The organism is Demequina sp. (genome assembly GCF_049841215.1).
In the GTDB taxonomy this organism is placed as follows: domain Bacteria; phylum Actinomycetota; class Actinomycetes; order Actinomycetales; family Demequinaceae; genus Demequina.
This window is the reverse complement of sequence record NZ_JASGEO010000005.1, coordinates 146,824-168,974: the sequence shown is the minus strand read 5'-3', so window position 1 is coordinate 168,974 and position 22,151 is coordinate 146,824. Positions and strand designations below refer to the sequence as shown.

Here is a 22,151-nt window from a genome sequence, read left to right as displayed (position 1 = left end):
GGTGCCATGCGCGTAGTGTTCGCGGGCACCCCGCAGATTGCTGTTCCCGCGTTGCAGGCGATCATCGCCGCAGGGCATGACGTGGTTGCTGTCCTCACGCAACCGGACGCGCCCGGCAAGCGCGGCAAGGGGCTGGTGCCCAGCCCCGTGAACCTGGCCGCGCGCGAACTTGAACTGAACGTCCTCACCCCGGCCTCAGCGTCGGACCCCTCCACCGTGGCAACGATCACGGCCCTCAATGCGGATGTCGCCGCCGTCGTGGCCTACGGCCAGATTCTGCGGCCCGCCCTGCTTGGCGCCACCTCCCACGGCTGGGTCAACCTGCACTTCTCGGTGCTGCCAACGTGGCGAGGTGCGGCGCCCGTTCAGCGCGCGATCATGGCGGGGGACGACGTCACCGGCGCGTCCACGTTCGTGATTGAGCAGGGCCTGGACACGGGACCCGTGATCGGGACGCTCACCGAGCGCGTCCGGCACGATGACACAGCCGGCGTTCTGCTTGAGCGCCTCGCAGACCTGGGCGCTGGGCTGCTCGTGCACTCGCTTGAGGCGCTCGTTGGCGGCTACGCGGCCCCCATGGCGCAGCCAGAGGATGGGGTGAGCTACGCCCACAAGCTCTCGCGTGAGGACGCCTACGTGAACTGGGAGCTGCCCGCACACATCATCGACAGGCAGGTTCGGGGCGTCACCCCAGCGCCCGGCGCCTGGACAACACTGCCCGACGGCACGGTCGCCAAAGTTGGCCCCGTGAGGCTGCGCACGGGGCCGGGTTTGCCCCCTGGTCAGGTGGCTGCGCGCGCCGATGAGGTTGTGGTGGGCACCGGAACGCACCCCGTGGCGCTGACGTGGATCGCTCCCGCTGGCCGAAAGGCCATGGACGCGCGCGACTGGTGGCGCGGCGCACGGCTCGGCGATGCCGCGGTGTTGGGAGAGGCCTGATGTCGCCGGGCACAGCGATCGACGCGGCTCGCGAGGCGGCCTTCCGGTGCGTCAGAGACGTCGATGCCGACGACGCCTACGCAAATCTTGCGATGCCAGGGATTCTTTCTGCATTGCGGCTCAGCGGTCGCGATGCGGGCTTTGCGACGGAGCTCGCGTACGGCGCGCTGCGCATGCGCGGCTACTACGACGCGGTGATCGCCCATGCTGCCCGCAGGGATCCTTCTTCGCTCGACAACCCCGTGCGGTGGTCGCTGTGGCTGGGCGCCCATCAGGCGCTGTCGATGCGCGTGCCCGCGCATGCCGCGGTCTCGGAAACGGTAGATCTGGCCAGACGGCATGGCGGTCCGCGCGTTGCGCCCCTGGTGAATGCTGTGATGCGACGGATCGTGGAGAGGGAGCCAGCCGAATGGGCGGCCCTCGTCGCTCCAAGTGCCAGCCGCGAAGACCTCGCCTTGCGCCACTCGCATCCGTTGTGGGTGGTCAATGAACTCGCGGCCGCGCTTGCCGAGGACTCGCGGGCGCCGGAACTAGAGGCGCTGCTCGCTGCTGACAATGAGCCCGCCGCGGTGACCCTCGTTGCACGGCCGGGACTCGCGGAGAGGGACGCACTGCCTGGCACCCCCGCGCCGCTGTCACCGTGGGGCGTGACCCTCGCGGGAGGCGACCCTGGAGCGATACCAGAGGTAGCGTCGGGCACCGCGGCCGTGCAGGACGAGGGAAGCCAAGTGGTTGCGGGCGCGCTCGTTGCGCACCGTGAGGTGGCGCCGGGGGAGACGTGGCTCGATATGTGCGCCGGGCCCGGTGGCAAGGCCGCTCTGCTTGGAGCGCTCGCCGCGCAGCACGGCGCAACGGTGGACGCGAACGAGATCCACGAACACCGCGCACAGTTGGTGCGCAACGCGGTCAGGGCGCTTCCGGAGGGGGTGGTAACGGTCACGACGGCGGACTCACGAAACCTCGCGGCAAACGCCTACGACCGCGTGCTGCTGGATGCTCCGTGTACGGGGCTTGGCGCGCTACGGCGACGGCCAGAGGCGCGCTGGCGTCGCGAACCCGCCGACGTGGCGGCTCTCGCGGAGCTGCAAGCGGAACTTCTCGCTGCGGCCGCCGCCGCGGTCAAGCCTGGAGGCGTCGTCGCGTATGTGACGTGCTCGCCGGTGCTCGCGGAGACGCGGGACGTCGTGGCCGCCGCGCATGGCCTTGAACTCGTAGACGCCCGCCCCGCGGTCGCGGAGCTGACGGGCACGCCGCGCCGCAGCTGGGGACCGGGCCCACACGTGCAGCTGTGGCCGCACGTGCATGGCACGGACGCGATGTACCTCGCGATCCTCGAACGGCCCCGCGGGTAGGGTCGAGCCATGCGCATTGCCCCGTCGATCCTCTCCGCCGACTTCGCCAACCTTGAGCGCGACATCCGCGAGGTGAGCGACGCCGACATCCTTCACGTGGACGTGATGGACGGCCACTTCGTGCCTAACCTCACGCTTGGGCTTCCCGTGGTGGCACGGATCTGCCAGGTGGCGCCCATGCCCATCGACGTGCACCTGATGATCGAGGACCCGGATCGTTGGGCCGTGCAATACGCGGACGCCGGTGCCTTCTCCGTGACGTTCCACTACGAAGCGGCCACGAATCCGCGGCAAGTGGCCCGTGAGTTGCGGGCGGCTGGGGCACGCGCGTCGGTTGCCATCAAGCCTGGTACGCCCGTGGAGCGCGCCCTGGACCTGCTCGACGAGGTGGACATGGTGCTCGTCATGACAGTGGAACCTGGTTTTGGCGGTCAGGCGTTTATGGCGGACCAGATGAGCAAGTTTGAGACGCTGCGCGCGGCCGTGGACGCTTCTGGCGCGGACGTGTGGCTGCAGGTGGACGGCGGTATCGCTCGCGACACGATCGGCACGGTCGCCAAGGCGGGCGGAGACACGTTCGTTGCCGGATCGGCGATCTACCACGCCCACGATCGCAACGCGGAGGTGCGCGCGCTGCGTGACCTTGCCGAACGGGCAGCGCGTGACTAAGGCCTTCATGGACCGCGCGGTGTCGTTGGCCGCGCTTGGGCCCGCGCACGGCCCTAACCCGCGCGTGGGGTGCGTCATCGCGCTGCCCGACGCTGGTGAGGGTGCGGACGCGATCCTCGCCCAGGGTCACCACAAGGGGACAGGCACGGCCCATGCAGAGGCCGACGCTCTGGCGCAGGCGGCCGCGGCGGGAATTTCCGTTGAGGGCGCCACGGCCTACGTGACTCTTGAGCCGTGCAACCACACGGGACGCACGGGCCCGTGTGCCGTCGCTCTCGCCGATGCGGGCATCGCCCGCGTCGTCTACGCGGTCAAGGACCCCAATCCCACCGCCGCCGGTGGCGCCGAGTACCTGCGCTCTCGGGGGTTGGAGGTGGAGTTCGCTCCGCACGACGCCGCGCAAGAGTTGAACCGGCGCTGGCTTGTGGCGATGGCGCGCCAGCGGCCCTACGTGATCGCGAAGTGGGCCTCTACGCTCGATGGCCGCACCGCCGCGGCCGACGGCACCAGCTTCTGGATCACCGGCGAGGAGGCCCGCGAGCACGCCCACCAGGTACGGGCAGCCGTTGACGCGATCATCGTGGGCACGGGAACGGTCGCCATTGACGATCCCGAGTTGAGCGCGCGCCCAGCGGGCGTCGCGGAACCGCATCAGCCGCTGCGACTCGTGATGGGCGAGCGCGACACACCGGGCGCAAAGGTCTGGCGCGACGCCAATGCCGCGCGTGTGAGCTCACGTGACCCCAGCGTCGGGCTGGAAAAGGCGTGGGAGCGCGAATGCCGCGTGGTGCTCGTCGAGGGCGGAGCCACGGTGACAAGCGCGTTCCTTGCCGCGGGCCTCGTGGACGAGGTGCACGCGTACATAGCGCCCGCGATCTTAGGCGAGGGGCCAAGTGCGGTGTCCGGGCTGGGAATCGGCACCATGGCGGACGCGTTGAGAGGCAGGGACGTGACCGTGACCCGCCTTGGCGTGGATACGCTGGTCACCGCTGTTTTCACGAAGGAGACCTGATGTTCACCGGGCTTGTCGAGGCCGTAGGCACCGTGACCGCTATCGCGGAGCATGGCGCGCAGTCGCAGTTGACCATTGCGACTCCCGGATGGGGCGGCGACCTCGAGTTTGGCGAGTCGATCGCGGTTAATGGGGTGTGCCTTACGGTCGCTAAGCACTCCGGTGACGAGTGGGTTGCCGACGTGATGCGCGTGACGCTCGAGACCACATCCATTGGCGCGCTTGAGGTGGGCGCGCGAGTCAATCTGGAGCGCGCGCTGCGTGCTGACGCTCGGCTCGGCGGGCACATCATGCAAGGTCACGTCGATGGGACCGCCGAGCTGGTGGCGAAGGACTCTCAGCCCGATTGGACCGACCTCACGTTCCGGATTGCCCCCGAGTACGCGCGCTACGTGGTGCGCAAGGGATCGATAGCGCTGAACGGGGTGTCGCTGACGGTGGCCGAGCTCGTGGACGATCAGGTCACCGTGTCGCTCATTCCCACGACGCTCGCGGAGACCAACCTTGGCGAACTGCCTGTTGGCGCCGTCATCAATGTAGAGGTGGACGTTGTGGGCAAGTACGTGGAGCGGATGTTGGGGGAGCGGGCTACCGGGGGGACGGCGCAGTGAGCGGCGATGCGATCGCGCTTGTCGAGCGCGCCCTCGAGGATCTGCGGGCCGGCAAACCCGTGCTCGTCGCGGACTCGCGTGACCGCGAGAACGAGGCGGACTTCATCATGTCCGCCCAGACCACCACGGTGGAGTGGGTGGCGTGGGGCATTCGGCACTCGAGCGGTTACTTGTGCGCGCCCATGCCAGGGGAGAAGGCCGACAGCCTCCACTTGCCCCTCATGGTTCCCAATTCGCAGGATCCGCGCCGCACCGCCTACACCGTTTCTGTGGATGCCGCGAGTGGTATCACCACTGGTATTTCGGCAGCTGACCGGCACCGCACGCTGCAAATCTTGGCCAAGAGCGGGGCATCTCCCGACGAGTTCATCCGTCCCGGGCATGTTCTGCCCCTCCGCGCTGTTGCAGGTGGGGTCCTGCACCGTCCTGGTCACACGGAGGCGTGCGTCGATCTGTGCCGGCTTGCCGGACTAGAGCCCGTGGGCGTCATCGCGGAGCTCGTGAACGACGACGGCACCATGATGCGCCAAGGCGATGCTTCCGCTCTCGCCTCCAAGGAGGGGCTGGTTCTCATGACCATTGCCGACCTCATCGCGTACCGCCGTCACAAGAACGACCTTCCCGCGCCGTCTGCCCCGCAACCCGATCGCGTGCTCGCGGAGGGAGAGGCGCGCCTTCCCACCAAGCATGGCGAGGTGACGGTTCGAGGGTATCGGGATGCGCGCACGGGCCACGAGCACGTCGCGCTCATCGCTCCGGTTCCTGCCGGCGCCACGCCCGTGGTCCGCGTGCACTCGGAGTGCCTCACGGGCGATGCCTTCGGCTCGCTGCGGTGCGATTGCGGCCCTCAGTTGGACGCGGCCATCGAGCGCGTCGCTGCCGAGGGTGGTGCGGTTATCTACCTCACGGGACATGAGGGTCGCGGCATCGGGATTGTCGCCAAAATCAAGGCCTACGCCTTGCAAGACCAGGGGCGTGACACCGTGGACGCCAACACCGATCTTGGCCTTCCCATCGACAGGCGCGAGTACGGGGCTGCGGCCGCGATCCTCGCGGACCTCGGCTATGACGAGGTGCGCCTGCTGACCAACAACCCCGCGAAGGTTGAGGGGCTGAGGGCGAGCGGCATCAACGTTGTGGAGCGCTTGCCGCACCATGTGGGCGCTCATCCGGAGAACGAGGCGTACCGCCGCACCAAGGCAGAGCGCATGGGTCACATCATGGAGGAGGGCGCATGAGCGGCGCTGGAGCACCGGAGCTTTCGGTAGACGCGGCGGGCCTGACCGTAGAGATCGTCGCCTCGCAGTGGCACACCGAGGTCATGGACGGCCTGGTAGCAGGCGCAATTCGCGCGGCAGAGGCCGCCGGGGCCGGGTATCGCGTGACGCGCGTTGCGGGGGCTGTTGAACTTACCGTGATCGCCGAGGCGCTCGCCCGCAACGGCGCCGACGCGATCGCCGCCCTTGGCGTGGTGATCAAGGGTGCAACGCCGCACTTCGAGTACGTGTGTCAGTCCGTGACGCTTGGGCTCACGGATGTGGCGCGCGAGCACTTGGTCCCGGTTGGATTTGGCGTGCTGACGTGCGACGACGACGCCCAGGCACTCGACCGCGCGGGACTGCCAGGCTCTCGCGAGGACAAGGGAGCGGAGGCCGTCGAGGCCGCGCTCACCACCGCACTTACGCTGCGCTCGCTCTAGCGTCTCCGCGCAACCCGGCCACGCCGTCGGGCATAGACAAACAAGGGTGAAAGTGACACGTGTGACTCGTGTGGCGTCGCTGCGGCGCTATTGAAGATCACGTGTCACATAAGTACCAACCACCCTTGTTTGTCACTGACCGACGCTGGGGTTGCGGCGTTCTCATTCTCAGGCTCAGCGTTCGGTAGGGTTGAGCGCGTGAAAACCTTTGACGAGCTGTTCGCGGAGCTGAGCGCCCGCGCCGCCGAGCGTCCCGAGGGTTCGGGAACCGTGCGCCTGCTGGATGCGGGCGTGCATGCCATCGGCAAGAAGCTCGTCGAGGAGGCCGCGGAAGCGTGGATGGCCGCCGAGTACGAATCCGATGAGGCGGCCGCGGAGGAGATCTCGCAGTTGCTCTATCACGCGCAGGTCATGATGATCGCGAAGGGCTTGACGCTCGAAGACGTCGGCCGCTACCTGTAGACCACAACGATTACCAGGAGAAACGTGCTCCGCATCGCCGTACCAAACAAGGGCTCGCTGTCCGAGCCCGCTAGCCGGCTCCTCAAGGAGGCCGGCTACAAGCAGCGCACCAGCGATCGCGACCTGGTGCTCGTAGACTCCCGCAACGACGTCGAGTTCTTCTTCTTGCGCCCGCGCGACGTCGCGGTCTACGTGGGAGCTGGCACCGTGCACGCGGGAATCACGGGCCGCGACCTTTTGCTGGACTCCGGTGCCACCGCAGCGGAGCACCTCGAGCTCGGATTCGCGGGCTCGACGTTCCGCTACGCGGCCCCCGTGGGGACCGCTACGACGGTGGAACAGGTGCAGGGCCTGCGCGTGGCCACCAGTTACCCCCACCTGGTGAAGAACCACTTGCGGTCCTTTGGGGTGGAGGCCACGGTTGTGCGCCTCGACGGCGCCGTGGAATCGTCCGTGCGCCTTGGCGTGGCAGACGTTGTTGCCGACGTTGTCGAGACCGGGTCCACGCTCAAGGCTGCAGGGCTTGAGGTCTTTGGCGACCCCATTCTCAAGTCTGAGGCGATCCTGATTACCGCACCGGAGGCGCCCGCGGAAGAGATCGCTACCCTTACCGGTCGCCTCAGGGGCGTGCTCATGGCGCGCCAGTACGTGCTCGTGGACTACGACGTTCCCAACGACAAGCTCGAGGCGGCGATCGCGGTCACTCCCGGTTTTGAGGCGCCAACGGTCACACCGCTGCACGGCTCCGAGTGGCACGCGGTGCGCGTCATGGTGCCGCGCAGCGAGATGAACCACATCATGGATGACCTCTATGCGGTGGGTGCGCGCGCGATTCTCACCACCGAACTGCTTGCCGTGCGGGTCTAGGTTCGGCGACGGCTCATGGATCGCGTGGTCCCAGAGGAACGGCTGCTCAATCTCTTTATCGCGCTGACGTCCACCCGCGCGCGCATGACGAAGCAGCAGATCCGCTCCACCGTATACGGCTACGACCAGCGCATGCAGGGCGAGGACACCAAGGCGGACGCCGCGTTTGAGCGCATGTTCGAGCGGGACAAGGAAGATCTGCGCCGCCTCGGCGTGCCCTTGCAGACGGTCGTGGACGCCGCGAACGGCGGAGACATTGGCTATCGCATCGACCCCTCTGCCGCGACGATGCAACCCATCAATCTCGACGCCGCCGAGCTAGCGGTGGTCAACCTCGCCGTCGACTACTGGCGAGACGCGGCGCTCGGCACCGATGCGCGCCAGGCCGTCACCAAGGTTGCGAGCCGCATCCAGCACGAGGCGGTGCCGGAGCTTCCATTCGGCGCGAGGGCCACGGGCGCGAGGGCCGCGTTGGGAACCCTTGCGGAGGCCCTCCATGAGCGCAGGTCCGTGAAGTTCGAGTACGCCTCGTCGTCCTCCGCCCCCGCCGTCCGCACCGTGGACCCGTGGCGCATCCTCGTGGTCAACGGCACCGAGTACCTCGTTGGCCGTGACCATGGGGCCGACGCTTCCCGCACCTTCCGCTTGAGCCGCATCCTTGGCACGGTGAAGGCCGTGGGCGACGCGGGAGCGTATGAGCCGCCGCACGACATCCCGTTGGGTTCGCTCACTCCCGGCGCGGTTGTCGGCACCGCAACCGTGGCGCTGCGTCCGGAGGCCGGTCACGCCTTGCGATTGGCCGGGACCGTGACGGGTGCCGACGGCGAGTGGGACCTCGTTGAGGTTCCGTATCGTCACCTCGACGCGATTCGGGCCGATGTGCTCGCGCTTGCGGGCGCTGCCAGGGCTGTCGCTCCGCAACAGCTCGTTGATGATGTGCGGCGCTACGCAAGCGCGGCACTGGAGGCGACCCATGAGTGAGAACTCTCGCGCCCGCGTTGCCCGGTTGCTTGGCATCGTCGCGTATCTCGAGGACAACGGCGCCACCGGGTTCGAGGAGCTCGCCGACCACTTTAGCGTCACCAGCGCGCAGATCGCTAAGGACATCGAGCAGCTATGGATCGTGGGTCGGCCAGGCGGATTCGCGAATGACCTCATCGACTTCGACTATGACTCGTTCGATGCGGGAGTCGCCAAGATCACCAATACCCAAGGCGCCACGCAGGTGCGGCTTGCGCCGCGCGAGGGCGTGGCGCTCGTCGCGGCGCTATCCGCAATCGTTGGGGCCGGAGTAGCCCCGCGGGCTGCAGAAAGCGCCCTGGCCAAGATCACGGAAGCCTTGGGCGAGGAAACGGTGACGGTCCTCGGCACGCCCGACGCTTCGAGCAAGGTAGTGCAGACGCTCGCCATCGCGGTTCAGCAGGGGGTCGTCGCACGGCTCGACTACATTGACGCGGCCGATCGCCGCACCCAGCGGGACGTGGAGCCGCACCGCATCGTCACTATCGATGGGGCCCCGTACCTCGAGTGCTGGTGTAGGCGTGCAGGTGACTATCGCACCCTGCGCATCGATCGCATCGTCAGTGCCAAGGTGACGGACGATGAGGTGGTAACCCCAGCGTCGGGCAGTGAAGGCTTTAGCCTTGCGCGGCAGTACGAGGCGACCGTCACGCTGCGCCGTGGCGGCAGATGGGTGCTCGAGGACATTCCAGGCGTGCAACTGAGCGATGATGGCGAACTCGTGACCGCAACCCTTGGCGTGACGAACGAGCCGTGGTTCGCTGGCAGGCTGCTCAGCATCGCAACCTCGCTGATCTCGGTGGAGCCAGAGTCGCTACGGCGTGAGGTGACGCGCCAAGCGCAATCCGTTGCGGCCGTCCACGGCGAGTAGACTGAACCGGAGTTTGAGGAGGTAGCCGGCATGAAGCCTTGGCACGTAGTGGTTTTCGTCGTTGTAGTGCTGCTGCTGTTTGGCGCGCCCAAGCTCCCTGAGTTTGCGCGAAGCATCGGCAAGTCTCTCAACATCCTCAAGGAGGAGACGCAGAACCTTCGTTCGGACACGAAGGATGACGCGGCCGCTCCCGCCGTAGAGGGTGAGAAGAACACCTCCAAGGAGGCTCGTGACGACTAGGGCATCACGCCGCGCTGAGGATGCGCGGATGCCCCTCCGCGAGCACCTAAAGGAGTTTCGCAACCGTCTCATCCTTGCGTCTATAGGCATCCTCATTGGCGCCGTCGCCGGTTGGTTCCTGTACCCGTACGCGTTTGACTTCCTTGCGGCCCCAATCGTGAGGGCAACGGAAGAATCCGGCCAAGACGCGAAGATCAACTTTGGCGGTCTCGCGACCGCGCTCGACATGCAGGTCAAGATGTCGCTCGTGATCGGCGTGATCATCTCGTCGCCGTGGTGGCTCTACCAGTTGTGGGCTTTCATCGCGCCGGGCCTGCGCAAGCGCGAGAAGCGCTACACGATTGGCTTCCTTGGCGCCGCGATTCCACTGTTCCTTGCTGGCGTCGCGCTGTCGCTGTGGGTGTACCCCCGCGCCGCGGAGATCCTGCTGGGTTTCACCCCGGAGGAGGGCTCCAACTACCTCGACGCGCAACTGTTCATGAGCTTCGCCATGCGGCTTGTGCTCGCGTTCGGCATCGCCTTCATCTTCCCCGTGATCATGGTGGCGCTCACCGCCGCGGGGCTCGTGAAGTCGTCCACGTGGCTGCGCGGGTGGCGCTGGGCCGTGATGCTGATCTTCCTGTTCACCGCGATCATGACGCCCACCCCGGACGCGATCACGATGATCATCATGGCGATTCCCATGGTGGGCCTGTTCTTCGCGGCCGTAGGCGTCGCCAAACTCTTCGAACGCTCACGCAAGCGACGCAAGGCGGCGCTTGCGGCGGAAGAGGCTGCCGCGGAAGGCGCAGGAGCCTAGGTGGCAGAACTTGGCCTCATCACCAACCCGACAGCGGCGTCGGGCAGGGGAGCCAAATGGGGAGCGGAGGCTGCCGCGGAGTTGGCGCGGCTTGGCCACCGCGTTCGCGACCTCTCGCGAGGCTCGTGGGCGGCGTCCTATGAGGCGGCGATAGAGCATCGCGACGCTCTTGACGCGCTGATCGTGGTTGGCGGGGACGGCATGGTGCACCTTGGGGCCCAGGTGTGCGCAGAGCACGCGCTGCCGCTTGGTGTGATGGCCGCGGGGTCCGGAAACGACGTCGCGTCCACGCTGAAGCTGCCGATTCACAACATGCGAGCGGCCGCCCAGCGCATCGAGGCGGGGCTGCGTGGGGATGTCACCGCGGTGGACGTTGGACGGCTCACTGGGCCCTCGGTGGACCACCCTTCGTCGCCGCGTTACTTCCTTGCCGTGCTGAGCGCGGGCATCGATGCCGCCGTTGCCGCCTACGGTTCGCGGCTCACCTTTCCTAGGGGACCGCTCAAGTACAAGGTCGCTACCTTCAGGGAGATTCCGCGCTACCGGCCCTACGGACTCACGGTGACGATCGGTGACTCCACCCCGGAGGTCACGCGCTGCACTCTCGTTGCTGTGGCAAACACCCCGGTATTTGGTGGTGGGCTCGTGATCTCTCCGGGTTCATCGATGACCGACGGCCTGCTTGAGGCCGTAGTGACGGAGCCTTTGACGCGGCGAGAGATCCTGCAGATCTTCCCCAAGTTGCGCAACGGTTCCCACAAGGGTGATCCGCGCATCCGGACCGTGCAGACCACGAGTGTCACCATTGCGCAGCATCAGGGCGGTGCAACCTTGCCCGTGGCTTTCGCCGATGGCGAGCTCGTTGGCGCGGAGCCCCTTGTGGTGGACGTTGCGCCACTCGCGCTGCGCGTCCTCGGCGGTTCCCCAGATTAGCCCCACCGCCCACCCCTCGTGTATGTGTGCGTCAGCACCACTTTCGAGGCAGTCACCTGCCCCGTGTGTGTCTCAGCGTCTTCCCGGATGCACGCCTGCCGCCGTCGGACAGTGACTCGGTCGACACCAGATGTCCGCCAGACGTGCTCCTGACCACCTTCGGATGACGGTGAGACACACACAGGAGCCGCGACGCGCCAGAATCCGGTGCTGACGCACACATGCGAGAGGTGGGCGGGGGAGTGTGCGTTGGCAAGTAGCCTGGAGCCATGTCCACACCCGCGGAGCGATTCGCTGCCGCGAAGCAGCGCCGGAGCCGTGGCGACCTCATGGACTTTGAGCAGGCACTCAGCTTCCCCCTGGATCCGTTCCAGCGCGAGGCGTGCGAGGCCGTCGCTGACGGCCACTCCGTGCTCGTCGCAGCGCCCACCGGTGCGGGTAAGACTCTCGTTGGTGAGTTCGCCGTGCGCCACGCGTATGAGCGCGGCGAGAAGGCGTTCTACACCACCCCCATCAAGGCGCTCAGCAATCAGAAGTACCAGGATCTCCGGGCGGTGTACGGCACTGAGGCAGTTGGCCTCCTCACCGGAGATACGTCCATCAACCCGCATGCCGACATCGTGGTGATGACCACGGAAGTGCTGCGCAACATGATCTACGCGGGCTCCTCTGATCTTGACCGGCTGGCCTTCGTGGTGCTCGATGAGGTGCACTACCTCGCGGACCGGTATCGCGGCTCGGTGTGGGAAGAGGTGATCATTCACCTCGAGGAACGCACCGCGATCGTTGCGCTCTCGGCGACCGTCTCGAATGCTGAGGAGTTTGGGGCGTGGCTGCGCGAGGTGCGCGGCGACACGCGAGTGATCGTCTCCGAGCACCGACCGGTGCCGTTGTGGCCCCACGTGCTCATCCGCGAGGGGCTCTTTGACCTCTACTCGCCTGGAGTGGACCCCCTAGACCCCGGCCCTAACCCCGCGCTCAACCCCGAGCTCGTTGCGGTCACGCGCCGCCAGCGTCACGAGACCCTGCCGGAACTGAGGCGGGCTGGCTACCGCCCCGCACGAGGCAGTAGCCGCCCCCGTCCCCGCAGAGCACCCCCACGGTTCGCCGTGGTGGAGCAATTGGACCGCAACGGCCTGCTGCCGTGCATCGTGTTCGTGTTCAGCCGCGCCGGTTGCGAGGACGCCGTTGACCAGGTCTTCGCCGCGGGACTGCGCCTCACGAGCGGGCCTGAGCGAGACCTCATTCGCGAGATAGTCGACGAGCGCTGCTCGGCCATGCCTGCGGAGGACCTCGGCGCGCTGGGCTTCACGGCCTGGCGCGAGCGTCTCGAGGCCGGCCTTGCGGCCCACCACGCAGGGCTGATCCCGCTGTTCAAGGAGGTAGTAGAGGAGCTCTTCGCGCAAGGCCTCATCAAGGTGGTCTACGCCACGGAAACGCTAGCGCTCGGCATCAACATGCCCGCGCGCTCCGTGGTGCTCGAGAAGCTCGTCAAGTGGGACGGCAAGGCACACCAGGACCTCACGGCAGGGGAGTACACCCAGCTCACCGGGCGTGCGGGCCGCCGCGGCATCGACGTGGAGGGCCACGCGGTGGTTGTGGAGCACCCCGGCTTCGACATCGGCCAGCTTGGACGCCTCGCGAGCCGCCGCACCTACCCGCTGATCAGCTCGTTCCAGCCTTCCTACAACATGACCATCAACCTTGTGTCCCAGATGGGCACGGAGCGCGCGCGGGAAGTACTGGAACTTAGTTTCGCCCAGTACCAGGCGGATCAGGCCGTGGTGGGCAAGGCACGGCGGGCCCGTGAGCTAGACAGCGCCCTCCAGGGCTACCGCCAGGCGGCGCACTGCGACAAGGGCGACTTCATGGAGTATGCGTTGTTGCGGGAACGCATCAACCGCGCGCAGAAGGACGCCGCCAAAGCGTCCGGAAGGGCCCGACGGCAGGCAACAGCGGCCACGCTCGCTGGCTTGCGTAGGGGTGACGTGGTGCGCATCGGGGGTGGCCGCCGTGCAGGGCTCGCCGTGGTGGTGGAGCCGGACGCCAATCCGGACGCGCCGCGCCCAACCGTTGTAACGGACAACGCCCGCACCTTCCGGCTCGCGATCAGCGAGCTTCATCACGGAATTGATGTGGTTGGTGCCGTCAAGGTGCCCAAGGGTCATGACTCACGCAACGCCCGTCAAAGGCGAGAACTCGCGGCAACGGTGACCGCAGCGTCGGGCAGTTACCAGCGAGAGCGCAAGGCCGCCGCGCGCGCCAACGACGTGGGAATCGATGCCCTCACGGCCCAACTGCGAGCGCACCCGTGTCACTCGTGCCCCGACCGCGAGGCGCACGCGCGGTGGGCTGAGCGGTACTTCCGCGGCATGCGGGACAAGGACCGCATGGTGGGCGAGATTGAGCGCGCCACGGGATCCATCTCGCGAATCTTCGACAAGCGCCTCACCGTTCTCACGGAACTGGGCTACCTGACGGAAGACTTCACTCCAACCCCCGCAGGCGAAACAATGCGCAAGCTCTACGCGGAAAACGACCTGGTCATTGCCGAGTGCCTGCGCAAGGGCGTGTGGGAGCAGCTGCATCCTCCCGCTCTCGCTGCAGCGGTGTCGACGCTGCTCTACAACGGACGCCGTGAGGACGAGAATCGGACTCCGCGAGTGCCCGGAGGGCCGCAAGGCGTGCTTGGCCAGGCGCTCAACGAGACCACACGGGTGTGGTCGCGCATGGATGACCTCCACACGGCTCGCGGCCTTCCGGAACTGCCCAGCCCGCAATGGGGAATCGTTGGGCCCATTCACGGCTGGGCGCAGGGCCGCTCTCTCGCCACCGTCTTACAAGGCAGCGAGATTGCGCCGGGTGACATGGTGCGGTGGTGCAAACAGGTGATCGACGCCTTGGACCAGATAGCCGACGCCACCGCATCGCAGAACGTGCGCAATGCTGCCCGGCAGGCGATTACGGCGATGCGCCGGGGCGTCGTGGCGTACTGAGTCACGCGCGAAAAGTAGGCTTTGGGAATGCGTCTGCTGAGGAACATGGGGCTCGCCGTGCTGGCGGGCCTGCTCATGGCGCTCGCCTTCCCCGACACCAACATCTGGCCCTTCGCGATCGCCGCCATCGTGGTGCTGTGGTTCGCGCTTGGCCGTTGCGGCGCGTGGGCCGGCGTGCTCATTGGCTGGGCCTACGGCACGGCGTTCATGCTCCCGCACACGTGGTGGGCGAACTCCGCCGTTGGCCCCGTGCCGTGGATTGCGCTGTCGCTCGCGAGTGGCCTGTTCTATGGGCTGTTCGGCGGCGCGTGGGCAAGCGTGCGGCGGTCAGCGATGCTCGTGAATGCGCGGGCGTGGGCGCAACCGCTCGCCTTCGCAGTGCTCTTTGGGGCAACGGAGGAGCTGCGCTCGATCCTTCCCTTCGGCGGCTTCCCGTGGGGCAGGGTTGCCTTCTCGCAGTCGTCATCCCCGTTCCTTAACCTCGCGTGGGCGGGCGGGGCACTGCTTGTCACACTTGCGGTGGTGCTGACGGGTGCCGTGCTTGCGCTCGCGATCGAGGCTGGAAGGGCCCGACGCTGGGGTTTCGTTGCCGTGTGCCCCGTGGTAGCCATTGGGCTGGGTATGGCGGGCATCTTTGTGCCCCTAAGTGGGCAGGCCGAGGCGGGAAAGCTCAGCGTGGGGGTTGTTCAAGGCAATGTTCCCAACGCCGGCCTTGACGCGTTCCAGCAAGCGCGCGAGGTCACCCAGAACCACCTCGACGAGACTGAGCGGCTGGTTGCCACGGCTCCAGGGCCGTATGACGTCATGATCTGGCCCGAGAACTCCGCCGACTACGACCCCAGGGTTGACCCCGCGACGTACGACATGGTCACGGCCGCCGCAGTCGCCGCCGACGCCCCGCTGCTGTTCGGAACCCAAGACCTCACGCCAGAAGAGGGGCGCTACAACGTCTCACTGTTGTGGTCAAAGAACGGCACGGTGCTTGACGAGTACCGCAAGCAGCGCCCGGCGCCGTTCGCGGAGTACATCCCTATTCGCGGCTTTGCCAGGCACTTCTCTGACGCTGTAGACCGCGTCACCAAGGACGTGCTGCCGGGCGAGGGCCCTGCGACGATGGACCTCCAGGCGCCCGTGCTCGGCCGCAGCGTGACGCTGTCCACCATCATCTGCTTCGAGGTGGTCTACGACGAGATTGTGCGCCAATCCGTGCGCGACGGCGGCGAGATCATCATCGTGCAGACCAACAACGCCAGCTTCGGCATGACCGCGGAGTCCACGCAGCAACTCGCGATGACGAAGCTCCGCGCGATTGAGTACGGACGCACCGCCATTCAGGCCTCCACGGTGGGTGTGAGCGCGATCGTCTTGCCGGACGGCCGAGTCACCAATCAGACCGAACTGTTCACGCAAGAGTCGATGGCCGCCGAGGTGCCACTGCGCACATCCATGACCCCAGCGTCGTACCTGGGTGGCGTGGAGCGCTGGGTCATCCTCGCCCTGGGCGCCCTGATTCCGTTCTTCGCCATGCGCAAGCGACTAGCCGACAAGTACGAGTGGTGATGAGCACTCTCGTCATCATTCCCACCTACAACGAGCGCGAGGCCCTCCCGGTGCAGCTCGCCGCCGTGCGTGCCGCCACTCCGGAAGTTCACATCCTCGTCGCCGACGACAATTCGCCGGACGGCACGGGCGAGTGGGCCGACGCTGTGGCCGCCGAGGATTCCCACGTGCACGTTCTGCACCGGCCAGGTAAAGCCGGGTTGGGCGCCGCATACATCGCGGGCTTCGCGTGGGGACTAGAGCGAGGCTACGACGTCATTGTGGAGATGGATGCTGACGGGTCACATCGCGCCGTGGATCTGCCAAGGTTGCTCGCCGCGGCGGACGGGGCGGACCTGGTGATCGGTTCACGCTGGGTCAAGGGCGGGTCCGTAGTGAACTGGCCGTGGCGGCGCAAGTTCTTGTCCGTCAACGCCAATCGCTACGTGCGTCTTGCAATGGGAATCAAGGTGCACGACGCCACGGCCGGCTTCCGCGCGTACCGCGCGCCCATGCTCGCGGCACTCGACCTTGGCGAGGTTGAGTCGCAGGGATACTGCTTCCAGGTGGACATGACCTGGCGCGTCATTCGCGGAGGGGGAAGCGTGGTGGAAGTGCCCATCACGTTTGTTGAGCGCGAACTTGGGGTCTCAAAGATGAGCGGAGCGATCATCCGCGAAGCGCTTGTCAAGGTCACCGTATGGGGCGTCCAGTGCCGGTGGGCGCAACTGACGCGAAAGGCGTAACTGGTTAGCCGGCGCGGCCGGCGCGCAGCAACTCAAGTCGCTCTTCGAGGAGTTCCTCGAGCTCAGGAATGGTGCGACGCTCAAGGAGCATGTCCCAGTGCGTGCGCGCCTGGCGCTCTTCCTTCATCTCCGGACGGTCCCCGTCGCGAAGCAGGGCGAGGGCGCCGCAATGGCATTCCCACGAGAGGGGGACGTCGGCCTCGACGGAGAACGGGAAGCTCAGCACGTGCCCGTTGGGGCAGTCGTAGTGAACTTCGACGCGCTCCGCCAATTCGGCGTGGGCAGCGGTCTCCATGCTCTGGGTCCCCAGTCGCATGCCGCGCAATGCTCGATCAGCCATGTCAGCCTCCCTCGATTTCTTGGGCGCTTGTGGCACCCGCTGTCGGTGGAACGAGCGCGGGTGTCGCTTTGTTCCGAGTGCCTCAGCACGGGGACTTTGGTCCGGGGACATCGTGTATTGCGAGGCGTAAGCCAGGGAGAGGGGAGGCATCGCAATGAAGGGATGTTCTGAGATGGGAAGAGTAGAAGGAAAGACCGCGATCATCACGGGCGCGGCGAGTGGCATGGGACTCGCAGCTGTGGAGTTGTTTGCTCGTGAAGGCGCCAATGTTGTCGCCACGGACATCGTGCCCGGGCTGCCCGACGCCGTGGCGCCGCTTGAGGGCAACATCATCTCCGTTCACCACGACGTCGCGGATTCGGATTCGTGGGACGGTGTCATCTCGTCCACGCTCGACGCGTTTGGCGGCGTCGACGTGCTCATCAATAACGCAGGGATATTTGTGCCCAAGGGCGTAGAGGAAGAGGACCTCGACGGCTGGAACCGGCTGTTGGGGATCAACCTCACGGGTGTGTTTCTTGGCACCAAGGCCGTGCTGCCGCACATGAAGGCCGCCGGCGGCGGTTCCGTGGTCAACTGCGCGTCGATTGCGGCGATCGTTGGCGGCAACGGCGATGGTCACGGCGCCGCGTACAGCGCGTCCAAGGGCGCGGTGCGCTCGTTCACCAAGCACTGCGCACAGTGGCATGCGGCGGAGAACATCCGCTTCAACTCCGTGCACCCGGGAGGCGTATTCACGGGCATGGTGAGCAGCATGGGGTTCGCCACGCGCGAGGAGGCAACCGCCGCGATGGGAAGCACGGACACTCCGCTGCCGCCCTACATGGGCATGCCCATCGACATCGCGTACGGCTACCTGTACCTCGCGTCAGACGAGTCCGCGTTCGTGACCGGGATTGAGTTGGTTATCGACGGCGGCTTCATCAGCCACTAGTTCGTCAGGCCGACGCTGGGGCGAGTTGGGTATCTTCGCTCGCCTTAGCGTCGGACCTCCTTTGAGCGCGCTTTGGCGCCGTGTTGCCGAGGAGCACGGCGCCAAGGATTGCTACGGCGCCAAGCCACTGCAAAGGCGCGAGAGTTTGGTCAAGAACGGCCCACCCAAGAATCGTGGCCACGAGCGGGGCGAGGAAGCCCAATAGCGTGACTCGCGTTGGGTGAAGCGCGAGGATGCCGCGGAACCACAGGAAGTAACTCACGGCGCCTCCCGCGATGGCGAGCCAGGCGTAACCCGCCACGTTGGTCGCCGTGAGGCGGGCCGGTAGGCCCTCGAACGCGAGCATCGGCACGATCAGCACGAGGCCACCCGCGATGAGCTGCCAACCCGTGAAAGCCAGCAGTGAGGTTGGCCGTCCCCATTTCTTGGTGAGGATCACGCCGAAGGCGGTGCTCAGCCCACCCGCGAGGCCCGCGAGCACCCCCACCCCGTCGAGTGCAGCGTCGGGCGTGAGCACGAGCATGGCGACGCCGACGAGGCCGATGCCAGCGGCGCTGAGGGCGCGGCGGCTGACGGCCTCGTGGAGTACAACCACCGTGAGGAGTGCCACGAGGAGAGGGTGAATCGCGCCGAGGGTTGCGGACACGCCGCCGGGGAGGCGGTAGGCGGAAATGAAAAGGAAGGCGAAGAAGGCGCCGATGTTGAGCGTGCCAAGCACGAGCGACTTCCACCACCAGGCGCCGCGGGGGAGCGAGCGGGTGACCGCGAGCAGGATGAGGCCCGCAGGAAGCGCGCGGAGGACGCCTGCTAGGAAGGGGCGGCCCTCCGGGAGGATCTCGCTCGTCACCAAGTACGTGGTGCCCCAGATGATTGGGGCGATGGCCGTGACGGCGAGGATGCGGGAGGTCTTCATAGCGGTGTCAACTATCTTGATATCAAGATATATTCCATTTATCTCGAAGTCAAGATAAGTTGGGCTCATGGACAGCGTCGCCCGAATCATGAAGCAATGGGGGAGGGAGAGGCCGGACCTCGATGTGTCGGCGCTCGAGGTGATCGGGCGCGTGTCGCGCCTTGCGTCCGTGGTGCAAGTAAAGCTTGACGCGGTGTTCGCGGAGTTTGGCCTGCAAGGGTGGGAGTTCGACGTGTTGTCATCGCTGCGGCGCGCAGGAGCTCCGTATGAGCTAACGCCGGGCGACCTTGACCGAGCGCTCATCATCTCGTCGGGCACCACCACGCACCGACTCAAGGTGCTTGAAGAGCGCGGTTTCGTGTCGCGAAGGCGCGACGAGGAGGACGGTCGGGTGTTCTGGGTGTGCCTCACAGCGGCTGGTCGCGACGTGCAGGCTGCGGCACACGACGCGCATGCGGCAAACGAATTGGAGATACTGTCGGGACTCGCTCCGGAGGAGTTGGAGGCGCTTAGGCGCGGCCTTACGGCCTTTGGTGAGCTCGTGGATGACGTGGAGGGTTTCGATGACGAGGGCCGATGACCATGATGTGATCCGCGTGCGGGGCGCGCGAGAAAACAACCTCCGCGACGTGAGCGTGGACCTGCCCAAGCGGCGCCTCACGGTGTTCACGGGTGTATCGGGATCCGGCAAGAGCTCCCTGGTATTCGACACCATCGCCGCAGAGTCGCAGCGCATGATCAACGAGACGTACCCCGCGTTCGTGCAGGGATTCATGGGCGCGATGGCGCGGCCGGACGTGGACCTCTTGGAAGGGCTCACCACCGCGATCATCGTGGATCAGGAGCGGATGGGAGCGAACTCGCGCTCCACGGTGGGAACGGTGACCGACGCGAATGCGCTGCTGAGGATCCTGTTCTCGCGGCTGGGAGTGCCGCACGTGGGATCGCCCCAAGCGTTCTCGTTCAATGTGCCTTCCGCGACGGGCGTGGGCTCGGTCAAGGTGGCCAAGGGCGGGGCCTCGCTGGCCACCAAGCGCGAGTACTCGCAGCTTGGGGGGATGTGCCCGCGCTGCGAGGGCATGGGCGCGGTCTCGGACCTGGACCTTGCGCAGCTCTTCGACGAGACAAAGTCGCTCGCCGACGGCGCGCTCACCATCCCTGGCTACACGGCCGACGGGTGGTACGTGAAGATCTTTGGGGCCGTGGTGCCGATGGACGTGCCCATCAAGGACTTCACCAAGAAGCAGCGCGAGCTGTTTTTGTACAGCGCACCCACCAAGGTCAAGTACGAGTCCATGAACATGACGTACGAGGGCCTCATCCCAAAGATCCAGAAGTCCATGCTCAACAAGGATGTGGACGCGATGCAGCCCCACATCAGGGCTTTTGTTGAGCGAGCGGTCACGTTCCAGACGTGCCCGGAGTGCGGCGGCACTCGGCTCGCGGAGCACGCGCGCGCGTCGCGCATCGAGGGCGTGTCCATTGCGGATGCGTGCGCCATGCAGATCACGGACCTGGTGCAGTGGGTGAACGGGCTCGACGCTCCGGAGGTGGGCCCGCTCCTCGCCAACCTTGCGCAGCTCTTGGAGTCCTTCGTGGAGATTGGCCTCGGGTATCTGTCGCTGGATCGCCCATCTGGAACGCTGTCTGGGGGCGAATCGCAGCGCACCAAGATGATCCGTCACCTTGGATCGGCGCTCACGGACGTGACCTACGTGTTCGATGAGCCCACCATCGGCCTGCATCCGCACGACATCCAGCGCATGAACTCCCTGTTACTTCGGCTGCGGGACAAAGGAAACACGGTGCTCGTGGTGGAGCACAAGCCAGAGACCATCGCGATCGCCGACCACATCGTCGACCTTGGGCCTGGAGCCGGCAGCGGCGGGGGAGAGGTGGTCTTCGAGGGCACCGTTGAAGCCCTCGCCGACGCCGACACCCTGACGGGCACGCACCTCAACGACAAGGCGAGGCTCAAGGATGAGGTGCGCGAGCCGTCGGGCCGATTGAGCATTACTGGAGCGAGCGAACACAACCTTCGCAACGTCTCCGTAGACATCCCACTAGGTGTGCTGGTGGCGGTGACGGGCGTAGCCGGGTCCGGAAAGAGCTCGCTCATTCACGGGTACGTTGCGGGGCGGGACGGCGTGGTGGCCGTTGACCAGAGCGCGATTAGGGGCTCGCGGCGCTCGAGCCCGGCCACCTACACAGGGCTCCTGGAGCCCATCCGTAAGGAGTTTGCGCGGGTCAATGGGGTCAAGCCCGCGCTGTTCAGCGCCAACTCCGAGGGTGCGTGCCCGGTCTGCAACGGCGCGGGCGTGATCTTCACGGAGCTGGGGTTCCTCGAGACGTTTGAGTCGGTGTGCGAGGCCTGTGAGGGACGGCGCTTCCAGGCGGAAGTCCTGGAATTCAAGGTTGGCGGCTTGAATATTGCCGACGTACTGGACCTGTCGGTGAGGGCCGCCGCCGAGTTCTTTGGGCCCGACGGCCCTGCACGTCTCCCTCCGGCGTACGCGATCGTGGCTCGCCTTGGGGACGTGGGACTGGATTATGTCAAGTTGGGGCAGCCGCTTACGACGCTGTCTGGGGGCGAACGGCAGCGCCTCAAGCTTGCCGTGTCGATGGCGGGCAAGGGCGACGTGTATGTGCTCGACGAGCCGACGTCGGGGTTGCACCTTGCGGATGTTGAGCGACTGTTGGGATTGCTTGACCGGCTCGTAGATTCTGGGAAATCTGTAATCGTGATTGAGCACCATCAGGCCGTAATGGCGCATGCAGACTGGATTATCGATCTTGGACCTGGTGCGGGCCACGATGGCGGGCTGGTGGTGTTTGAGGGAACGCCTGCTGAACTGGTGGCTGGGAAATCAACGCTTACGGGTGAGCATCTCGCGTCATATGTGGGCGCGTAATCTGCACGCCGAGTTCTTGGCCCAGGTGCTGCGTTCCAGAGGAACGGTTTGCTGAATCGCCCCTCTGTAAGGCAACGATGTGCGTTCCTGGGGCGAAGTCTGGGGTGCTGGAACTACGAAACAGGCGCCAGAGTGACTACAACAAGGCGGTGTGATGGCTGAGATCGGCGCTGATCCCCGTAACGCCGATAATGTCCATTATGACATTACGCCTGGATTTGGCCCGTCGAACCCTCCCCGCTCCTGTCCTGTCTCAATGAATCTGGTCTGTTTCGCAACTTAACTGGTCTTCTGCTG

At 66.2% G+C, this 22,151-nt stretch carries 22 protein-coding genes; 20 read left to right on the top strand and 2 right to left on the bottom strand.

Going from position 1 to position 22,151, the window contains the following annotated elements; translation table 11 throughout:
* Positions 1 to 6: 6 nt before the first annotated feature.
* From fmt to QM618_RS01600, 17 genes are all read left to right on the top strand, one after another.
* Entirely contained in the window at positions 7 to 939 is a 933-nt protein-coding gene (fmt, locus tag QM618_RS01680) for a methionyl-tRNA formyltransferase (RefSeq protein ID WP_428094012.1), read from the top strand.
* On the top strand, positions 939 to 2,291 hold the full coding sequence (locus QM618_RS01675) for an RsmB/NOP family class I SAM-dependent RNA methyltransferase (protein ID WP_428094009.1): 1,353 nt from the start codon (positions 939 to 941) through the stop codon (positions 2,289 to 2,291). Before fmt ends, QM618_RS01675 begins: the two co-directional genes overlap by 1 nt.
* 9 nt (positions 2,292 to 2,300) lie before the next feature.
* Entirely contained in the window at positions 2,301 to 2,960 is a 660-nt protein-coding gene (gene rpe, locus QM618_RS01670; protein ID WP_428094004.1) for a ribulose-phosphate 3-epimerase, read from the top strand.
* Positions 2,953 to 3,972, top strand: a complete 1,020-nt coding sequence (gene ribD, locus QM618_RS01665; protein WP_428094001.1) for a bifunctional diaminohydroxyphosphoribosylaminopyrimidine deaminase/5-amino-6-(5-phosphoribosylamino)uracil reductase RibD — start codon at positions 2,953 to 2,955, stop codon at positions 3,970 to 3,972. The genes rpe and ribD overlap by 8 nt, the downstream gene beginning before the upstream one ends.
* A complete protein-coding gene (locus QM618_RS01660) occupies positions 3,972 to 4,583 on the top strand; it encodes a riboflavin synthase (RefSeq protein ID WP_428093998.1) in 612 nt (203 codons plus the stop codon). Before ribD ends, QM618_RS01660 begins: the two co-directional genes overlap by 1 nt.
* Positions 4,580 to 5,821, top strand: a complete 1,242-nt coding sequence (ribB, locus tag QM618_RS01655) for a 3,4-dihydroxy-2-butanone-4-phosphate synthase (protein WP_428093995.1) — start codon at positions 4,580 to 4,582, stop codon at positions 5,819 to 5,821. The genes QM618_RS01660 and ribB overlap by 4 nt, the downstream gene beginning before the upstream one ends.
* Positions 5,818 to 6,282 (top strand): 6,7-dimethyl-8-ribityllumazine synthase, encoded by a 465-nt coding sequence (gene ribH / locus QM618_RS01650; RefSeq protein WP_428093992.1) that lies wholly within the window; start codon positions 5,818 to 5,820, stop codon positions 6,280 to 6,282. Before ribB ends, ribH begins: the two co-directional genes overlap by 4 nt.
* 198 nt (positions 6,283 to 6,480) lie before the next feature.
* Entirely contained in the window at positions 6,481 to 6,744 is a 264-nt protein-coding gene (locus QM618_RS01645; protein WP_428093989.1) for a phosphoribosyl-ATP diphosphatase, read from the top strand.
* A gap of 24 nt (positions 6,745 to 6,768) precedes the next feature.
* Positions 6,769 to 7,611, top strand: a complete 843-nt coding sequence (gene hisG, locus QM618_RS01640) for an ATP phosphoribosyltransferase (RefSeq protein ID WP_428093986.1) — start codon at positions 6,769 to 6,771, stop codon at positions 7,609 to 7,611.
* A 15-nt stretch (positions 7,612 to 7,626) separates the two neighbouring features.
* Positions 7,627 to 8,592, top strand: a complete 966-nt coding sequence (locus QM618_RS01635) for a helix-turn-helix transcriptional regulator (RefSeq protein ID WP_428093983.1) — start codon at positions 7,627 to 7,629, stop codon at positions 8,590 to 8,592.
* Positions 8,585 to 9,502, top strand: coding sequence for a helix-turn-helix transcriptional regulator (locus QM618_RS01630; protein ID WP_428093979.1), 918 nt, complete (start codon positions 8,585 to 8,587; stop codon positions 9,500 to 9,502). The genes QM618_RS01635 and QM618_RS01630 overlap by 8 nt, the downstream gene beginning before the upstream one ends.
* A 30-nt stretch (positions 9,503 to 9,532) precedes the next feature.
* Complete coding sequence (gene tatA, locus QM618_RS01625; protein WP_428093976.1) at positions 9,533 to 9,742, top strand: Sec-independent protein translocase subunit TatA; 210 nt, start codon at positions 9,533 to 9,535, stop codon at positions 9,740 to 9,742.
* Positions 9,743 to 9,770: 28 nt separating this feature from the next.
* Positions 9,771 to 10,541, top strand: coding sequence for a twin-arginine translocase subunit TatC (gene tatC / locus QM618_RS01620; protein WP_428093973.1), 771 nt, complete (start codon positions 9,771 to 9,773; stop codon positions 10,539 to 10,541).
* Complete coding sequence (locus QM618_RS01615; RefSeq protein WP_428093970.1) at positions 10,542 to 11,474, top strand: diacylglycerol/lipid kinase family protein; 933 nt, start codon at positions 10,542 to 10,544, stop codon at positions 11,472 to 11,474.
* Between the two features lie 269 nt (positions 11,475 to 11,743).
* Positions 11,744 to 14,470: a DEAD/DEAH box helicase gene (locus tag QM618_RS01610; RefSeq protein ID WP_428093967.1), complete on the top strand. Its 2,727-nt coding sequence runs from the start codon at positions 11,744 to 11,746 to the stop codon at positions 14,468 to 14,470.
* Positions 14,471 to 14,497: 27 nt separating this feature from the next.
* A complete protein-coding gene (gene lnt / locus QM618_RS01605) occupies positions 14,498 to 16,030 on the top strand; it encodes an apolipoprotein N-acyltransferase (RefSeq protein ID WP_428093964.1) in 1,533 nt (510 codons plus the stop codon).
* The gene (locus QM618_RS01600) at positions 16,030 to 16,755 is read left to right on the top strand and encodes a polyprenol monophosphomannose synthase (RefSeq protein WP_428093961.1); all 726 of its coding nucleotides are present in this window, start codon (positions 16,030 to 16,032) and stop codon (positions 16,753 to 16,755) included. Before lnt ends, QM618_RS01600 begins: the two co-directional genes overlap by 1 nt.
* Before the next feature lie 4 nt (positions 16,756 to 16,759).
* Here QM618_RS01600 and QM618_RS01595 read toward each other — a convergent pair whose 3' ends face one another.
* Positions 16,760 to 17,095 (bottom strand): RNA polymerase-binding protein RbpA, encoded by a 336-nt coding sequence (locus QM618_RS01595; protein ID WP_428093958.1) that lies wholly within the window; start codon positions 17,093 to 17,095, stop codon positions 16,760 to 16,762.
* 172 nt (positions 17,096 to 17,267) lie between these two features.
* Between QM618_RS01595 and QM618_RS01590 the strand changes: the two genes are divergently transcribed.
* Complete coding sequence (locus QM618_RS01590; protein WP_428093955.1) at positions 17,268 to 18,029, top strand: SDR family NAD(P)-dependent oxidoreductase; 762 nt, start codon at positions 17,268 to 17,270, stop codon at positions 18,027 to 18,029.
* 4 nt (positions 18,030 to 18,033) lie between these two features.
* On the opposite strand, the gene QM618_RS01585 is transcribed toward QM618_RS01590, so the two are convergent.
* Entirely contained in the window at positions 18,034 to 18,942 is a 909-nt protein-coding gene (locus QM618_RS01585; protein WP_428093952.1) for an EamA family transporter, read from the bottom strand.
* Between the two features lie 67 nt (positions 18,943 to 19,009).
* On the opposite strand from QM618_RS01585, the gene QM618_RS01580 reads away from it, so the two are divergent.
* Together QM618_RS01580 and QM618_RS01575 are read left to right on the top strand one after the other, a co-directional pair.
* Complete coding sequence (locus tag QM618_RS01580; protein WP_428093949.1) at positions 19,010 to 19,522, top strand: MarR family winged helix-turn-helix transcriptional regulator; 513 nt, start codon at positions 19,010 to 19,012, stop codon at positions 19,520 to 19,522.
* Positions 19,506 to 21,854 (top strand): ATP-binding cassette domain-containing protein, encoded by a 2,349-nt coding sequence (locus QM618_RS01575; protein WP_428093945.1) that lies wholly within the window; start codon positions 19,506 to 19,508, stop codon positions 21,852 to 21,854. The genes QM618_RS01580 and QM618_RS01575 overlap by 17 nt, the downstream gene beginning before the upstream one ends.
* Positions 21,855 to 22,151 lie beyond the last annotated feature (297 nt).

Bases quoted from the DNA above. Each gene is read 5' to 3' on its own strand.
- fmt (WP_428094012.1), top strand. From the start codon at position 7: ATGCGCGTAGTGTTCGCGGGCACCCCGCAGATTGCTGTTCCCGCGTTG.
- QM618_RS01675 (WP_428094009.1), top strand. From the start codon at position 939: ATGTCGCCGGGCACAGCGATCGACGCGGCTCGCGAGGCGGCCTTCCGG.
- rpe (WP_428094004.1), top strand. From the start codon at position 2,301: ATGCGCATTGCCCCGTCGATCCTCTCCGCCGACTTCGCCAACCTTGAG.
- QM618_RS01660 (WP_428093998.1), top strand. From the start codon at position 3,972: ATGTTCACCGGGCTTGTCGAGGCCGTAGGCACCGTGACCGCTATCGCG.
- ribH (WP_428093992.1), top strand. From the start codon at position 5,818: ATGAGCGGCGCTGGAGCACCGGAGCTTTCGGTAGACGCGGCGGGCCTG.
- QM618_RS01635 (WP_428093983.1), top strand. From the start codon at position 7,627: ATGGATCGCGTGGTCCCAGAGGAACGGCTGCTCAATCTCTTTATCGCG.
- QM618_RS01630 (WP_428093979.1), top strand. From the start codon at position 8,585: ATGAGTGAGAACTCTCGCGCCCGCGTTGCCCGGTTGCTTGGCATCGTC.
- tatA (WP_428093976.1), top strand. From the start codon at position 9,533: ATGAAGCCTTGGCACGTAGTGGTTTTCGTCGTTGTAGTGCTGCTGCTG.
- tatC (WP_428093973.1), top strand. From the start codon at position 9,771: ATGCCCCTCCGCGAGCACCTAAAGGAGTTTCGCAACCGTCTCATCCTT.
- QM618_RS01610 (WP_428093967.1), top strand. From the start codon at position 11,744: ATGTCCACACCCGCGGAGCGATTCGCTGCCGCGAAGCAGCGCCGGAGC.
- lnt (WP_428093964.1), top strand. From the start codon at position 14,498: ATGCGTCTGCTGAGGAACATGGGGCTCGCCGTGCTGGCGGGCCTGCTC.
- QM618_RS01600 (WP_428093961.1), top strand. From the start codon at position 16,030: ATGAGCACTCTCGTCATCATTCCCACCTACAACGAGCGCGAGGCCCTC.
- QM618_RS01595 (WP_428093958.1), bottom strand. From the start codon at position 17,095: ATGGCTGATCGAGCATTGCGCGGCATGCGACTGGGGACCCAGAGCATG.
- QM618_RS01590 (WP_428093955.1), top strand. From the start codon at position 17,268: ATGGGAAGAGTAGAAGGAAAGACCGCGATCATCACGGGCGCGGCGAGT.
- QM618_RS01585 (WP_428093952.1), bottom strand. From the start codon at position 18,942: ATGAAGACCTCCCGCATCCTCGCCGTCACGGCCATCGCCCCAATCATC.
- QM618_RS01580 (WP_428093949.1), top strand. From the start codon at position 19,010: ATGGACAGCGTCGCCCGAATCATGAAGCAATGGGGGAGGGAGAGGCCG.
- QM618_RS01575 (WP_428093945.1), top strand. From the start codon at position 19,506: ATGACGAGGGCCGATGACCATGATGTGATCCGCGTGCGGGGCGCGCGA.